We start from the raw sequence: 15,809 nt of genomic DNA on the forward strand, positions 1-15,809 counted from the left end.
GCTCTCCTCGGCGAAGGCCTCCCGGAGCCGTTCGTACTGTTCGTTGCCGGTAGTCATGCGGATTATCGGGGCTGCGAGTCCGACCGAGCGGTCGACTTCGGGGCGGATCGCATCACGGATCATCTTTCTCGTTCGGTCCGATTGGCTGCCGTGCATGAGGTTGTCGGCGACGTTCCCGATAGTCACCACCTCCTTGGCGACGATTTCGGCGTACTTCTCTGCGGCAGTTGGTTGTCGTTTGATAAAAAGTCCTTGGAGGCGAAACGGACCGATCTTGTACTCCTCGATCGGTCGAAAGATGATATTCAGCGCGATCCAGTTGGTCAGATAGCCGACGGCGACACCGCAGGCTGGCAGCACCCACCACGCGTCGATGTACAGAAAGAGCGGAATCGAAAACATCCCGAGGAAGGTCCCGATGTAGAACCCGGAGTTGACGATGAAGGAGAGTTCGCGGTCCCCAACCTCCAGAAAGATCCGGTTGATCAGTTCTGGGTTACGGTCGAGGTGGGTCGCGATCATCTGGTTGATATCCAGCAGTTCGTCGATGTTCTCGCCGATCTGTTCCGTGATCTCCTCGGCGACGTGTGGAAACCGGTCCTCGACGCGGGAGTGGATAAACTCCTTCGTGGATTCGGGGGCGTTACGCCACAGTTCGGGATACTCGGACTCGATCACCTCGGCGGTCAGGTCCCGGATCTCGTCGCGGGACTCGGTCACGATGTGAGTGGCGATTCGGTCGGGGTCGAATCGCTGGTAAAACTCCGACTCGGTGCCGATTTTGGCGATGCCTTTCTCCGCGGCGATAGTCCCCATCCGCGCCGACCGGGAGGGAATGATGCCCTGCCAGCCCACTCGCCCCTCGACGACGCCCGGTATCTGCTGGATCTTACGTGGGAGTGCAGGCGCGATCGTTTTCAATCCCGGCAGTGAGAGGCCGACGAAGTTCGTCGGATAGAAGAGGAGACGGATGGCAACCCAGTTCGTCCCGTAGCCGATCAACCCGGTGATGAGCGGAATGAGAATGAGTTGCCACTGCACGTCGGGCAGACTCGGAACGCCGGAGACAATTGAGATGGCCATAATCGTCGAAATCGATTGCCGCGACGACCCCTCGGGAGGCCGACACCGCTGGTTTGCCGTCATTTCTCTTTTCCGCCGGTTTAATCTATCTGTTGGACTTTCACCGGGTATCTTCCCGGACGCACGCTCAGATGGTTTCAGATGGTGTCAGATGGTATCTCGTGTGTTCAATCGGCAACTATTAAGTCTCACCGAAACGAACAGCCAGTACCGACGACACATGTCAGAGACACCACTCGGAGCGGTCTTTCAGCTACAGCGGGAGGCCATCCGACAGACCGAGACAGTTGCGGAGGAGATGATCCGGCTCCCGACGGAAGTCGGCGATCTGTTCACGGAGGGGGCGCGAACACAGCGAGAGCTACAGGAACAGGCGTTCGAGGTCTCCCGGCAGTCGGTTCATCGCTCGCTCGATGCCGTCGAGTCGGTCGCCGGCACTGGGGAGATCGAGTCGCTGCGGGAGTCGGTCGATCAGGCCTTCGAGACGCTGCAGGACCAGCAGGAAGCGACGTTCGAGGTCGTCGAATCGGAGTCCGAGAGCGTCAGTGAGGATCTGCTCGCTCAGGTGGGCGAACAGGCCGACCTGCTGGTCGAGTTCAACGAACAGGTCGAACAGCAGTTGGCCCAACTGCTCGACGAACTCCCCGAGGACGCCGGAGTTCCCGACGGGGTTGTCAGTGAGTTCGAGACACAACTGGAGGCGATCACCGAGCAATTCACGACGCAGTTCGAGGCGACGACCGGCGAGTCGGATCCAACCGAAATCGAATCGGCCGACGACGACGGGGCGACGACGTCCGACGACGGAGAGTAAACCGAACCTGTCGGTAGTCCGACCACAGTATAGCCAGGAGTCAGACAGAGATCCGACCGAGAAACAGAGAGTAGAGACGCTTCTGCGCCCGGAGCGATTTTTTTACGAATCTGGACAAGCAGAAATTGTATTTCCTGTGATAACGAAGTTCGAAATCATTAACAATGACTATGTTGATATCCGAGATACGTAGATGGTTATACCAAGACCAGACAGTGGGATTTTGAAGCGTGTGTACGCCAACCTCCTCGGCTCCGGAGGAGCCATCTCGCTCGATATCCCTGACAAGGTGTTGAAACGACTCTACACGTACGGAAGTCTGAAAAATACCGACGACGGAATCGAGTACGAGGTCAAAAACAGGTTACAGGACGCGAAGTTCGCGGGGATTCAGAAACTGGAGATCAACGGCGAGCAGGTCGATCTGGCGGACGTCAAGATGGAGACTGCCGACGGGCAGACCTTCCGGGTCGGCGAGGTGACGAAAAACGACCCGATTCCGTTTTCGGTCGGTCGGACAGTCGTGATCACCGTCGAAGGCTTCGAACTCCCGACGGGCGATCACGAAATCTACACCGAGTTCGTCGCCGAGCCGTTTGGCGAACTCTCCTTGAACATCAGTGATACGATCCGCGACGAGGGGCAGATCGCAAGCATCCCGCGCGACGAGAAAAACAACTACAGTGAGGAGGCCATCGCCGACCGTCACGAGTGGCTCGAAGAGAAGACCGGTGTCGAACTCGAACACGTGCCCGAGTACTCCTTCGACGCAGAACGCGGAGAGGGGAACGTCGAGAACTTCATCGGTGTCGCGCAGATGCCACTGGGCGTCGCCGGGCCGCTGAAAGTCAACGGCGAGTACGCAGACGACGAGTATCCGATCCCACTCGCGACGACGGAGGGGACGCTGATCGCCTCGTATAGCCGAGGGATGAAGGCGATCAACATGTCCGGCGGCGCGAAGACGACAGTCACCGACGATCGGATGAACCGCGCCCCGGTGTTCGTCTTCGAGGACGCCCGCAACGCGCGGGATTTCCGCGACTGGGTCTTCGAGCACCAGGAGACCATCGAGGAAAAGGCAGAGGAGACCTCGAGCGTGGCGAATCTCGTCCGCATCGAGGATTACATGACCAACAACTTCGCCCACCTGCGATTCAGCTACGAGACGGGCGACGCGGCCGGTCAGAACATGGTCGGCAAGGCCACCTTCGCGGCCTGTAACTGGATTCTCCAGGAGTATCCAGGCTACGTCGAGAACTTCTATCTCGAAGGCAACTTCGGGACCGACAAGAAGGCCTCGAAGGTCAACGACATGATGACTCGCGGCAAGCGCGTCACCGCCGAGGTGACACTCGACGAGGATACCTGTATCCACCACCTCGGGGCCGAACCGGAGAGTCTGGACCACCACGGCAAAATCGCGACGCTGGGATCGTTCTTCTCGGGCGCAGACACGAACGGTGCACACCCGGCGAACGGACTCGCCTCGCTGTTTATCGCCTGTGGACAGGACGAGGCCAACGTCGCCGAATCGCACTCCGCGATGATCAACACGACGTTGTTGCAGGACAACTCCCTGCACATCTCCGTGACGATTCCGTCGCTGATCGTCGCGACCTACGGCGGCGGGACGGGGATGCCGACCCAGCAAGAGTGTCTCTCGATGCTCGATTGCGACGGTGCGGGCAACGTCAACAAGTTCGCCGAAATCGCCGCCGCGACGGTGCTCGCCGGCGAAATCTCACTCGGTGCCGCAATCTCGGCGTCGGACTGGGTGACCAGCCACGAATCGCTCGGTCGGAACCGCTGAGATCTTTCACTCGCAGTCTGCAGTTTCTCGCCGTTTCAAGAGGGAGCCCCCAGCCCCGGCCGCAGCGAGCGCGGCTCCGATCCCGAATCCGGGGCCGGACTCGTCGCTGCTGGGTGAGTCGCTCTCGTTCTCTTGGGCTGATTCGGCGCTGCGTTCGGTCGTGTCTTCGGTGGACTGGCTCTCCCCCTCTGGCTCGTCGGCCCGGTCTTCAGTCGACTCCGTCTCGTCGGTCGAATCCTCGCGCTCCGCGTCGTCGGTCGAATCGGTCTGGTCGGCTGTCTCACCCGAGTCCGTCTCGCTGTCTGTCGTTGCCGCGGTCACGTTGATTTCTGTCAACACCGTGTCGTTGACTGTCAGCTCGAACGTTCCCGTTGAGCCGAACGTCTGGGTCACGCTGAAGCTGTACTGTCTGGTTCTCATGGCGTCCTCCAGAACGGTCTGTTGTTCGCCGCCGACGGTGACCGGCAGTTTGGGGAGTCCCTCGCACTCGTCGTTTCGGAGTGCGTGAATCAAGTAGGTTACCTCGTCGCCGGGATTGATTTCTGACAGCTCGTTCGGGCCGAGGTACTGCTCGGTATCGGCGGTGAAGATGTTGCTGAACTCGATTTCGGTGACTGCCAGCGAGCAGTCCCCGGCAGCATTTTCGACCCGTGTGAGTGCAACGTCATCGACGACGGTGAGTCGCCGCGAGAAGCGGACCGGACTCGTCGCGTCGACTGCGCTGGCGCCGAGTTGGTAGGTGCCCGGCGTCGAGGGCGCGTCGAACTCGACGGTTACGGTGTCTGTGCCGGGTCCAAACGTCACCTCGCGCTCGTCTATCGTCCGGTCATCGATGGAGAATGAAACTCGTTCGGTCACTTGGGAGTCGAACTCGGTCGCGGTCGGATCGAGCGTGAGTCGGACGCGGTCGCCGGTTCTGACCTTTCCGGCGAGCAACAGTGCCCGGTTCCCGTTGGGCACCGCCATCGACTCCCACTTGAGGCTGAGTGCTGGCTGGCGGACGTAGACCGTTCGCTCGCTCGTTCGACCGTCGACCGTGATTTCGTAGTCGTACGCTCCTGGCTCGAGGCCGTCGGGAATCGTGTGTGCGAGCGTCAGTCGAGCGGTCGAATCCCGCTCTAGGTCGACCGTCCGCTCGGCGACTGTGCTGTCTCCCAGCGTCAGCGTGACTGTCTCCGTCCGGGCGAGTCCGCGGTTCACAACCGAGACGTTCAGCGTCGCCTGCGCGCCCGCGACACCACGGTAGTCCGCGTTCCGGTCGCCCGGATAGGTCAGTCCCGCGCCGCGGGTCACGTCGGCCACCGCCAGAGTGGGACCGCTCCCATCGGAGACCACCCTGCTGAGGAGATGCTGTGTCGCTTTCCGACGCTGTCCGTCGACGGTCACGTAAAGCGTGACAGTCGCGTTTGCGGGATCCTCGATCGTCCGGGAGACGACCGGACCGGTCGCATCGACGGCTCCGTCGCCGTCGAAATCCCACTCGTAGGCGCTGGGTCGGTCTGGATACCACGACCGCCCCAACTGCTCGATTACGCCGGGGGTCCGCGCGTCGAAGGTCACCTCGGTCCCTGCCGAGACGACGAAAGGCTCGTAGGTGAACCCGGGCAGTGTGGTCGGGCCCTCGCTGAGTCGCTGGCGTTGCTGGCCGCGCTGATCAAGAAACTGCTCTCGAACCGTGCTGAACTCCGTTCCGGTTACGGCCTCGAGTTCCTCGGCAACGCTCCCGCCAGCGGGGAAGTACCACGCCTGTTCGTACAGCACGTCGAAGGCCTCGCGGCCGTATTCGTGGAGCAGGAACTCGTTGAACAGCGCGAGTTCGGCGTAGTTCTCACTGGTGACATCAACATCGCGGACGGTGAAATACCAGTCCTTGTCGAAGTCGAAGGTTGCCCGCTGTGCCAGTTCCGTGCCGGGCGTACTCAGATACTCGGCCGTTCCCTCGATACCGATTGCGAGCGGCCGCTGTGTCCCGGGGGAGCCAATCCCCGCGACGTCCTGGTAGCGGTGGACCAGTTCGTGGTAGAACAGCTCCGGGTTGCCGTCAGAGATGTAGATGGTCTCCTCCGATCCCTCGTAACAACCCGCGGCGTTGTCGTCTCCGCAGGGTAACTCCGACTCGCTGGTGAGCGCGACCCGGATGCGCCCTTCCTCCGGATTCTGGCCGAACCGCTGGAACAGGACTTCGTAGTATTCGTCGGCGACCGAAGCGACCTGTTCGGCGTCGCCATCCATCCCCCCCTCATACGTAATCACGAAGTGGTCGGTCTCGATTCGCTGCTCGGTGTCCTGCGTACTCGCGGCGGCGACTGGCTCGGCAACGGCTCCGAGCAGTCCAGCGGTGCTCACCAGCAGGAGAACCACCAGGAACCGCGTTCTCATCGAGCGCAACACCTCTGTTCAATCAACTTGGCTGATCCAAAGTAATTGGTCACACGCTGTCTGAGGCGACCCGCGCGCATACGAACGACACACGACCCGCCGCTGTTAATTGTTGTGGTGAATCGCTGGTTGCAGGACAAACGCCGCCTCTGGACTTCTCACTCCGCCGTCACCGCTCCGAGCGCGCCACCGAGCGAACCGAACACGAGCGGATAGACGATTCCGGCGAGTACGATCGCCTCTACCTGTGCCGGCCGGCCGGTCGCAGAACCGATCGCCACCTCGAACAACACGAGGCCAAGCGCCGACAGCAGGAGGTATCCCGGCAGGACCGTCGCGCCGACCAAGAGGCCGTCACGAACGTCCGAGACAGCCTGCGAGCGGACCAGTCCGAGTCCTGCGGCGACGAGCAGACCGACGGGGACGAGAGAGAGCAATTGCGAGAAGCCGTCCTCCCCGCCAATCGCGTTGGCGGTCTGGTCGCCGAGGACGGGGACGTTGACGATCACGGTGTCGACAAAGTGGGCGTTGTAGAATACCCAGCCGACCATCTGGTAGGTTGCAGGCTCACCTTCGACGGCCTCGATGAACTGCTGGATAAACGAGTCCTGTATGTCGGGACTGACCACCAGAAAGAGGAGGGCGTACCCGATGATCCACGCGCCGACGCCGACGACTGCACCGAGGACCAGTGGGGGCCGATCACCGGACGATGTGGTAATTGACATGCGATTGCCGTTCGAGGGTGTCACCTATATGTCTTTTCCGAATGTCAAGTCTCAGAATCCGAGTAGGCCGACGAGGGTAGCGAGACAGAAGATAACGAGAACGAAGACGAATCCAGTTCGTTTGACCCGCCGGCCGTACTGGTCGAGTCCGTCGTTCGTAAAGAGGATCGTAACGAGCCGCGTCGGCCGTGTGAACGGACTCGGCGGCCGCGGTTCCGGAATCCGTTCGCGGAGTCGCCGGTACTCGGTGAACGACCAGATGCCGTACAGCACCAGCGCACCGAGCAACACGACCGCTGCGGCGAAGCCAGCCAGCAACACGAGCCCGATAGGATCGGTCAGGTCGGCCTGAACCGAGGAGTTCTCGGCGCCGAGCAGCAGAACCACCGTCCCGAGCAGTGAGAGGACGACCGTGAGGACAGCACCCACGATGAGGCGTTTGCTGAGACGGTTGATTCGGTTCCGCTCGACACCAAAGAGCGTCTCGTACCGCATCGGTTCGTGGTCGTTCACCGGCCGGACTCCAGTGTTCCGTCCGGGTTCGCGCGCACCGATGGCGTCGAGGATATTCAACAGGACGACGAGACAACCGAATCCGGCGAAGAGAAACGGCCCGTTCGTCGTCCGCCGTTCGAGAAAGGCCGCTTCGGGCGCGGCGGGATCGACGTAGGCCGTCACCGTCTCGTTCGTGTCGTACCGATCTAGGACCGACTCGGCTTTCGACCGCGTGTCGTAGGTCGGGCTGATGCTGCCGGGAAAGCGTTCATCGTTCGTGTATTCGGTCCCCTGATACTGGTAGATATACTCGATTTGAACGTCGTAGCTGACCCCGCGACCACCGGTCTCCTCGAGATCTGTCTCAGTGATTGTCGCTTCGACGGCGACGGCATCCTCGATGGCGGCCTGCTGTTGGACGTAATCGTAGCCGCCGTACCCGGCAAATGCAAACCCGACGAGCAGCAGAATGGCTGTCGTTCGCGTGACCGTAACCGGAATACCGCCGACGGAACCGTCCATCCGTATCGGCAGTCAGATTCCCACGATTATAACCGGCAGTGTCCGGTTTCACGCCCAGAAACTACGCGAAGCCACCAGCTATTCCCCTCGGGAACTGTATCCGCCGGTATGGAGCAGATCACACCAGTCTGGGCGGTCGGGTCGACCGGGGGGACCGCCCGGAGCGTCGGTGAACTCGACGTACTCGGAGATGTTCTCCCGGGGTGGCTAGCAGGGCTGATGAGCGTGTTGACCCAACTCGGTGATTTCTGGTTTCTGACCGTCTTACTCGGCGTATGTTTCTGGCAACTGCCTGAGAAGCGCTCGGCAGTTGTCGCGCTCTTTGGGACGGCACTCGGCGGACTCGGACTGTACCGGGCGCTGAAACACACCTTCGAGTTCCCACGCCCCGAGACGGTTCCGGTCGATCCCGGGGCGGTCCCCGGCGTCTTGCGGCCACTGTACGGGCACGCAATCGCTGCCGGCGGGTACGGATTCCCCAGCGGCCACGCGACGACCGCGACGATTCTCTACGGCGGACTGGTGCTCGTCCTCACGGTTGGGACGAGATCTCAGCGGATCGCCGGGGCAGCGGGGCTGGTCGCGGTGGTCTGTTTCAGCCGACTCGCGCTCGGCGTTCACAATCTCGTCGACGTGATCGGCGGGATCGGAACCGGACTGCTCGCGCTCGGTCTGTTGTTCGTCCTGCCGGGCCGGTACCTGCCGGAACAACGAGCCTACGTCACCCTCGCTGCCGCCGTCCCGCTCGCGGGGCTGTACCTGCTTGCCAGCGGCGGAAACGTGACGGCGGTCCAAGTCGCTCTCGTCGCGGTCGTGACGATGGGCGGCTGGTGGGCCCTCGACGGCCGAGAGTAATCAGTCGAGGAAGTCGGGTTCGACGCGTTTCTCCTCGATTTCGGAGTCGAGATGGGCGCGGAACTCTTCAATAGGGATATCCTGGGTCTGGTTCTCAAAGCGATCTCGAACCGAAACGGTGCCGTCTTCCTCCTCATCGTCACCGATGATCAGCATGTAGGGGACGCGGTCGTCGTGGGCCTGCTGGATCTTCTTGCCGACGGTCCAGGAGCGGTCCTCGATTTCGACACGGAAGTCACCGAAGTCGCGGTTTTTGAGCCGCTTGGCGAACGGAATGTTGTCGTCCGAAACTGGGAGAATCCGGACCTGCTCGGGGGCGAGCCACGTCGGGAAGTTGCCGTTGAAGTGCTCGATGATAACGCCCATGAACCGCTCGAAACTGCCGAGCAGCGCGCGGTGGACCATCACCGGTCGGTGATCCTCGTTGTCCTCGCCGACGTAGCTGAGATCCAACCGCTCGGGGATGTTGAAGTCGAGTTGCACAGTCCCAATCGTCCACTCACGGCCCAGCGCGTCCCGGGCGTTGAGCCCGATCTTCGGGCCGTAGAAGGCCGCTTCGCCGGATTCGATGTCGTAATCGAGGCCGAGTGATTCCATCGACTCCCGCAGCGCGTCGGTGGCCTGCTCCCAGATCTCGTCGCTGCCGACAGCGTCGTCGCCCTTGGTTTCGAGTTTGTACAGCACTTCCAGATCGAACAGATCGTATATCTCCTCGATAACTTCCAGAGTACTAGTGATTTCTTCGGTGATCTGGTCCCGGCGGATGAAGGCGTGGCCGTCGTCTTGGGTCAGTCCGCGCACGCGAAGCAGACCGGAGAGTTCGCCCGATTGCTCGTTGCGGTAGATGGTGCCGAACTCAGAGAACCGCACCGGCAGGTCCCGGTAGGAGTACTGGCCCTCGTCGTAGATGTGGGCGTGGTTCGCGCAGTTCATCGGCTTCAGGCCGTACTCGGTGTCGTCCTGCTCCCAGGCGAACATCTCGCCGGCCTCCTTGAAGGCGTCGTAGTGGCCGGTCGGTTTCCAGAGTTCGGCCTTGTTCAGTTCGGGCGTGAAAACCTCGTCGTAGCCGAGTTTGTCGTTTTTCCCGCGGATGTACTCCTCCAGTTCTCGCCGAATCGTCATCCCGGCGGGGTGGAAGTGCGCACAGCCAGGGGAGTGTTCCGGCACCGAAAAGAGGTCCATCTGCTGGCCGACCTTGCGGTGGTCACGCTCTTTGGCCTCCTCACGGCGCTGCAGTTCGGCTTCGAGTTCGTCTTCGGTCTCGAAGGCCGTGCCGTAGACGCGGGTGAGAGTGTCGTTTTCCTCGTCGCCGCGCCAGTAGGAGGCAGAGATTTCGAGCAGTTTGACCGCGCCGATTTCACCCGTCGATTCGACGTGCGGGCCCTGACAGAGATCCTGCCAGTCGTCTTGGACGTAGAAGGAGACAATCTCCTCGTCAGCGGCCTCGTCGTCGAGAATATCCTGTTTGTAGGAGTTATCCTCGTAGATCTCGAAGGCCTCCTCGCGGGAGCGTTCGACCCGTTCGAGGTCGTAATCGGAGTCGATGATCTCCAGCATTTCCGCTTCGATCTCGTCGAGATTCTCCTCGTCGAGTTCGACGCCGGTCACGTCGTAGTAGAAGCCATCGTCCGTCGGCGGGCCGATAGCGAGTTTCGCGTCGGGATACAGTCGCTGCAGCGCCTGCGCGAAGACGTGCGCGGCCGTGTGCCGGATCAACTGGAGATACTCCTCTGAGTCTTCGGTGACGATTTCGATCTCGCAGTCCTCTGTCAGCGGTGTCGCTTTATCGACTAACTCGCCGTCGACGACCCCGGCGCGGGTATCTTCACCGAGGCCGGGGCCGATCTCGTAGGCCACGTCCTCGACCGTCGCGCTGTGCTCCATTTCAAGCTCTGAGCCGTCCGGAAGGACGACCGTGATGTGTTCTGACATGGATCGAAAGAAGACTGCTTTCGTCACCGGCAGGTATCGGTCACAGAACTCGACCTGTCACACGGAACCCTGCCATGATACTCCGAGATATCCGAGGCGCAAGCAAAAAGATTGCGCTATTCGCCGCCGGGGAACTCCTGAAAGAGCGAGTCGAAATCGTCGTCGAATCCAGAGACGGCTGTGTCGGCCTCCGCTTCGAGTTCCTCGACGCGCTCGACCATCTCTTGGTACTGGTCGCTCTCCTGCAGTTCCGAGGGGGTCTTCTCGGCTTCCAGTGTCGCCTTCTTCGAGGTCAGCGCGAAGTACTCCTGGAGCGTTTCGTTGTACTCGTCGCGTTCGAGCATGGAGTCGACGGCCTCGTCGAGGTCCTCGCGCATGACTGGCTTCGTGAGGTAATCGTCGAACTCCATCGAGACGATATCGAAATCTGGATCGACGGCAGTCACCATGACAACTCGACAGTCGAGGTTTTGCTCCCGGATCCGTTCGAGAACTTCGTCGCCGGAGTAGTCCGGCATCTGACGGTCGAGGAAGACGATATCGACGTCGGGATCGACTTTTTCGAGGGCTTCCTCACCGCCGTAGGCGGTCCGAACCTCGTGGTCCATCTCCAGCCACGTCGTATAGAGATCCGCGATATCCTGCTCGTCGTCGACAACAAGTATTGTAGTGTGTTCGTCGGTCATAGTTGTCAGATCCGTGCTCGTCCACCCGGACCCCACACGGCGGTCCCCAACCTACCCGCCGTGTCGGAACGAAACGGGGAAGACTCCGATCCGGACGGAGTCGACTCGTCCAGCCGAAACGGACGCCCCGATTGTCTCTCTATGCGCTGCACAACTTCGGTATAGAGGAGTGGAATTAAAATAGTATCGGCTATGTCGTCCGCCGCTGGGACGTAACGACTTTTGTCGTTGCGGCCGATACTTCGATTGTGTCAATCGAGTCCCCAGACCCAACAGTCGTCAATACAGTCGTGGTGACGACGGAGGATTTTGTATCCGCACTCGAAATGAACCGGACGAGCGGAAAACGTGCCGTCGTCCGGATGACGCCGCCGTTTAGCGGACGGATGCGGGCCAGACTTCACGTCGAACTCGACGAAGAGTACGACCAGACGCCGGCACCGATCCACATCGATCCGCGAGCCCTCGTCGACGACTCCCTGCCCGCCTATCCTCGTCCCGCCGAAACCGAAGACGAACTCCGCTCGGACTCCGACCGCGAGTATACCGTCGAGCGCCACCGTGAGTACCACGCGTCGGTCGTCGCGGAGTGGCGACAGCAGATCCCCAACGCGGTCAAACCGAGTGCGACAATCGAGACACCCGCCGGACCGACGACCGTCGAAATTTCGCTGTTGGGTAAACCAGAGTAATCGGGATAGATCGTATTATAAAACGTTTCGGCCCCTTAGCACCCGTTATTAAACGTTATTATATAATCACTTCTGGTGGCAAAACAAGACGAAATAGCGCGAAGACTAGTACGGTTATTTATGCAAAGTAGTTGTATATGTGAACAGGTGCGCCACATGTCCAGCTCCTCCATCACTGATCCCCGCTCGTTGCGAAGCGCGGTTAGCGGGGTGTCTATTCCCCGCTTGCTAGCGCGACCAGTCAAACAGCTCTCCTTCTGGGCGGCAATCGTCCTGCCCTTCATGCATCTATCTCTGTTGGCGACAGGACTCGACACCCGGTCGATGACAGCCGCATTCATCGGTCTCGTTGCGCTGAACATCTGTACGCTCTGGATCGGTCACCCCTACGGTCGTGAGTAAAAATCGCGTTGACCGATAGATTTTAAGGGAGTTCGGGCAGTATATAGGATATGGCCGCATATGGCCGGCCGTCATTGCGCGATCTGTTCGACGACGCACCGACACCACACATTGCCCACCCGCCGGCGACCCACCACCGTGATTTCTACCTGGCAACCGATGGTTCGTTCAGAGAATCCGGTGGCGGACTCGGCGTCGTGATCGAGACCCGTGACGGGACACGAGTGACACGCCTTTCGGTCCCGAACGAGTCCCCCGACAACAACGTCGCCGAGTACCGGGCGTTACATCTCGGGTTAGACGTGCTCGCGACACGAACACCGCGGACAGCGCGGATCGGCCTGCTCGTCGACCACGACGAGCTGGCCGCGAACATCAACGCCTCGGTGCTGGCGACGGGTAGTCGACGGTACGAGACCCAACATCCCATCTCGGTGCCCGAGAGGGGAGACAATCATTGGCGCGGGATCCGTGCCCGTCTCTGTGGATTCGAGGAGGTGCGTGCAGCGCGAATCTCCAGCGATAGAAATCCGGCCCACCCGCTCGCGAACGCCCCGGGACAGTACGCACACGTCAACGACGAGGCCGAACGCTGTGTCCGGCCCAGTGTTTCGTCGACGAGCGAGCAGATCCCACCGCCCTCCCGATCTGACCGCGGCGCGAGCGACTAACGATCGCTCACAGGCAGAATTTTTGCGGTTACTCAAACCGGACAGCGATTAGCAACAGCCACCGTAGCGTGCCATCTCCCGAAATCCACCGGGACGCCATATTACGATCATAAGTTATGAGGATAATCTATGTGAGCCCCTTACGGAGTTTATATGAATTCCTCTAACGTCACTGAGAGAAATTTTAAATAGGATAGGATCACTACTATCAAATGAGGAGGTGAGAACACATGGCAGTTAGTCGAACTACCGAGCGCAGAAACTCAGAGACGCTCTGGGAACGAGTAATCGGCCAGCTAACGAGATACGATCTCGTGCTAACTGTCATTCCGTTGGTGTTCTCGTTAGCAGTGGTCGCAACGACAGCGTTGTCCGTGCCGTTTCTGGCGGCGCTGGCTGGTGGTGCTGTAGTAAGTAGCCTCGTGCTCGCGGATGCGTTGTTCGTCAACCCGCCGATCGACTCCGGGTCTGAACTGTAGAGTCGGCAACGCTTATTCTGAGAGCGCCTTCATCGCGTAGTAGAATCGCTGAAGCGCAGTGACGTGGCCGACAACCGCGAAGACGATCAGCAACCAGCCGACGGGTGTGAATCCCGCGACAGTCAGATCGACGAATGCGGCGACACCAGTGACGACGCCGGTCAACGCGAGTCGGTCCGCCCGGCCGAGCACGCCGCCGTAGACGCGGTCGAGATCGACCGCCTGCGCCTGCGTGCCGAGATAGGAAGTCATCAACACGCCGGTAATCGCGGCGAGTCCGAGTGCGTACTCCCCGAGGCCAGCGGCGAGACCACCGATGATGAGGATGTCGGCGTATCGGTCGAGGACGTGATCGAGCAGGTCGCCAGCTCGTGAGTCGGTACCGAGTTCGCGGGCGAGATTACCGTCGACCAGATCGAGCACGCCGTTCAGCAGGACGAACAGCGCGCCGGCCAGATAGAGCAGTTGCGTCTCGCGGGCGGCGTAGAAACTGCCGGCAGCACCGATGGCAGCACCGAGGGCGAGGACGCTGATTCCGTTCGGTGTGAGCCCGACGCGTTTCGCGCCGCTCACCAGCGGTGCCATCAGCCGGTCGGCCAGCGGCCGGAGCGCATCGAGTGTCATAGATACTCGGTGTACGAAACCGTTCCAGCGCTCGGTTCGCGCGTCCCCGCAATAACCGATTCGATCTCTGCCGTGACAGCTTCTGGGCTTCGATCTGTCGTCTCGATTTCATAGACCGACTCCAGTCCGTGCCGGTTGACCGCCTCGCCGAGGATCACATCCAGTGCCTCGCTCTCCGCGTTCTCGGTGATCGAGGCTTCGCTCTCACCCCGGTCGGCGAGTCGGTCTTCGAGTGTTTCCGGATGACACCGCAGGACGATCACACGGTCGACGGGGAGGTTGTGTGCGAGGTGTGACTCCACGAGGATGTCCATCCGGCCGTCGAGATGATCCCTGACGGCGTCCAGATCCGCGATTGCGGAGTCGCGGCCGTCGTCGTGGCCGGTCGTCAGCCCCTCCTCGGTGATCAGGTCGTTCAGATGGATGACTTCGAGTTCCGTATCGAGTAGGTCCGTCGCGGTCGTCTTGCCGGTTCCGGGCGTGCCGGTCACGGCGACACGCATCACTCGAGCACCTCGTTGATCGTCTCGACGGCGGTTCGGGTCTGAGATTCGGTCCCGCAGGTGATGCGAACACAGTCGGGGAGGCCGAAACTCGAACAGTCCCGGATGATGACCCCCTCCTGCTGTGTTGCGTCGGCGACGGCGGCGGCATCACCCACTTCCGCGAGGACGAAGTTGCCGCCGCTGGGCCACGTCGGAGCGTCGAGTTCCGCGTGCATATATTCGCGCGCCCAGCGCGATCCTTCGACGGTTCGTTCGATGTGCTCGTCGTCCTCGATGGCGGCCAGTCCGGCGATGCAGGCGAGTTTGTTCACCGCAAAGGGCGTGTTGATCCGGTCGTAGGCATCGGCCCACGCTTCCGGGACGAGTCCGTAGCCGACGCGGAGTCCAGCCAGCCCGTAGGTCTTCGAGAACGTCCGGAGGACGGCGACGTTGTCGTACTCGTCGATCAGCGACCGGGCAGAGGGCTGGTCGGTGAACTTGCCGTAGGCTTCGTCGACGAGGACCAGCGTCTCCTCGCTCACCTCGGTGGCGAGTCGTTCGATTTCCTCGGGCGGCATCTCCGAGCCAGTCGGGTTGTGCGGTGTCGTCACGTAGATGATCCGCTGGCCGTCGTAGGCGTCGAGGACGACTTCGGCGGATTGCTCGAAGCCGGACTCCTTGCTGAGGCGGTACTGATCGACCGTCGCGCCGTGGGAGCGAGCGCTCATCGGGTAGTAGGCGAAGCCGGGGTCGGGCGCGAGCACTCGGTCGGATTCGTGGAGGAACGTCCGACTCACGTAATCGAGAAAGCCGTCGCCACCGGGGGTGAGCCAGACCTGTGTCGGGTCGACGCTCCACTGCTCGGCGATGGCTCCGGTGAGATCGGTGTGGGAGGATTTCGGGTACGTATGGATCTGCTCGGCCGCCTCCTGGACGGCCTCGATAGCGGCCGGGCTGGGGCCGAATGGGTTCTCGTTCGAGGAGAGTTTTACCAGTCCGTCGGGGTCGAGGCCGAGTTCCCGGGCGACCTCTTCGACGCCGCGTCCGGCACGATAGGGGACGTGTGCCGACAGATCCCGTGTTTCCATGCCCGGTACAAACAGGCGGCCAATCTTAAGGATGGCCATCCGATGGGAACGGTTTTTTTCT

At 61.1% G+C, this 15,809-nt stretch carries 15 protein-coding genes; 7 read left to right on the forward strand and 8 right to left on the reverse strand.

Annotated elements, in window-relative coordinates; genetic code table 11:
* Window positions 1-1,303: 1,303 nt before the first annotated feature.
* Both V8P86_RS03135 and V8P86_RS03140 read left to right on the forward strand, forming a co-directional pair.
* Window positions 1,304-1,897, forward strand: a complete 594-nt coding sequence (locus V8P86_RS03135) for a hypothetical protein (protein ID WP_336325783.1) — start codon at window positions 1,304-1,306, stop codon at window positions 1,895-1,897.
* Between the two features lie 193 nt (window positions 1,898-2,090).
* Window positions 2,091-3,710 (forward strand): hydroxymethylglutaryl-CoA reductase, encoded by a 1,620-nt coding sequence (locus tag V8P86_RS03140; RefSeq protein ID WP_336325784.1) that lies wholly within the window; start codon window positions 2,091-2,093, stop codon window positions 3,708-3,710.
* Between the two features lie 6 nt (window positions 3,711-3,716).
* On the opposite strand, the gene V8P86_RS03145 is transcribed toward V8P86_RS03140, so the two are convergent.
* From V8P86_RS03145 to V8P86_RS03155, 3 genes are all read right to left on the reverse strand, one after another.
* Window positions 3,717-6,089, reverse strand: coding sequence for a hypothetical protein (locus V8P86_RS03145; RefSeq protein WP_336325785.1), 2,373 nt, complete (start codon window positions 6,087-6,089; stop codon window positions 3,717-3,719).
* Window positions 6,090-6,247: 158 nt separating this feature from the next.
* Window positions 6,248-6,817 carry a DUF7978 family protein gene (locus V8P86_RS03150; protein ID WP_336325786.1) on the reverse strand — a complete coding sequence of 190 codons (570 nt, stop codon included), beginning with the start codon at window positions 6,815-6,817 and terminating at the stop codon, window positions 6,248-6,250.
* A gap of 51 nt (window positions 6,818-6,868) precedes the next feature.
* Window positions 6,869-7,834, reverse strand: a complete 966-nt coding sequence (locus tag V8P86_RS03155; protein ID WP_336325787.1) for a DUF3592 domain-containing protein — start codon at window positions 7,832-7,834, stop codon at window positions 6,869-6,871.
* A gap of 108 nt (window positions 7,835-7,942) precedes the next feature.
* Between V8P86_RS03155 and V8P86_RS03160 the strand changes: the two genes are divergently transcribed.
* Complete coding sequence (locus V8P86_RS03160) at window positions 7,943-8,689, forward strand: phosphatase PAP2 family protein (protein WP_336325788.1); 747 nt, start codon at window positions 7,943-7,945, stop codon at window positions 8,687-8,689.
* On the opposite strand, the gene thrS is transcribed toward V8P86_RS03160, so the two are convergent.
* On the reverse strand, window positions 8,690-10,621 hold the full coding sequence (thrS, locus tag V8P86_RS03165; protein ID WP_336325789.1) for a threonine--tRNA ligase: 1,932 nt from the start codon (window positions 10,619-10,621) through the stop codon (window positions 8,690-8,692). It lies immediately after the preceding gene.
* Between the two features lie 116 nt (window positions 10,622-10,737).
* Window positions 10,738-11,307 carry a HalX domain-containing protein gene (locus tag V8P86_RS03170; RefSeq protein WP_336325790.1) on the reverse strand — a complete coding sequence of 190 codons (570 nt, stop codon included), beginning with the start codon at window positions 11,305-11,307 and terminating at the stop codon, window positions 10,738-10,740.
* A 248-nt stretch (window positions 11,308-11,555) separates the two neighbouring features.
* Between V8P86_RS03170 and V8P86_RS03175 the strand changes: the two genes are divergently transcribed.
* The 4 genes from V8P86_RS03175 to V8P86_RS03190 all read left to right on the forward strand — a co-directional run bounded on the left by V8P86_RS03175 (window position 11,556) and on the right by V8P86_RS03190 (window position 13,551).
* Window positions 11,556-11,999, forward strand: coding sequence for a DUF8009 family protein (locus V8P86_RS03175; protein ID WP_336325791.1), 444 nt, complete (start codon window positions 11,556-11,558; stop codon window positions 11,997-11,999).
* 156 nt (window positions 12,000-12,155) lie between these two features.
* Window positions 12,156-12,401: a DUF8028 family protein gene (locus V8P86_RS03180; protein WP_503629725.1), complete on the forward strand. Its 246-nt coding sequence runs from the start codon at window positions 12,156-12,158 to the stop codon at window positions 12,399-12,401.
* A 50-nt stretch (window positions 12,402-12,451) separates the two neighbouring features.
* The gene (locus V8P86_RS03185) at window positions 12,452-13,072 is read left to right on the forward strand and encodes a ribonuclease H family protein (RefSeq protein WP_336325793.1); all 621 of its coding nucleotides are present in this window, start codon (window positions 12,452-12,454) and stop codon (window positions 13,070-13,072) included.
* Window positions 13,073-13,302: 230 nt separating this feature from the next.
* Entirely contained in the window at window positions 13,303-13,551 is a 249-nt protein-coding gene (locus tag V8P86_RS03190; RefSeq protein ID WP_336325794.1) for a DUF8015 family protein, read from the forward strand.
* Window positions 13,552-13,563: 12 nt separating this feature from the next.
* Here the strand turns inward: V8P86_RS03190 and V8P86_RS03195 are convergent, their stop codons facing one another.
* The 3 genes from V8P86_RS03195 to hisC are packed head-to-tail and all read right to left on the reverse strand — an operon-like array spanning window position 13,564 to window position 15,748.
* Entirely contained in the window at window positions 13,564-14,175 is a 612-nt protein-coding gene (locus V8P86_RS03195) for a CDP-alcohol phosphatidyltransferase family protein (RefSeq protein ID WP_336325795.1), read from the reverse strand.
* Window positions 14,172-14,678: an adenylate kinase family protein gene (locus V8P86_RS03200; RefSeq protein WP_336325796.1), complete on the reverse strand. Its 507-nt coding sequence runs from the start codon at window positions 14,676-14,678 to the stop codon at window positions 14,172-14,174. Before V8P86_RS03200 ends, V8P86_RS03195 begins: the two co-directional genes overlap by 4 nt.
* Window positions 14,678-15,748, reverse strand: a complete 1,071-nt coding sequence (gene hisC, locus V8P86_RS03205; RefSeq protein ID WP_336325797.1) for a histidinol-phosphate transaminase — start codon at window positions 15,746-15,748, stop codon at window positions 14,678-14,680. The genes V8P86_RS03200 and hisC overlap by 1 nt, the downstream gene beginning before the upstream one ends.
* Window positions 15,749-15,809: the final 61 nt, after the last annotated feature.

Source organism: Halovenus anhuiensis, from assembly GCF_037080055.1.
Taxonomy (GTDB): domain Archaea; phylum Halobacteriota; class Halobacteria; order Halobacteriales; family Haloarculaceae; genus Halovenus.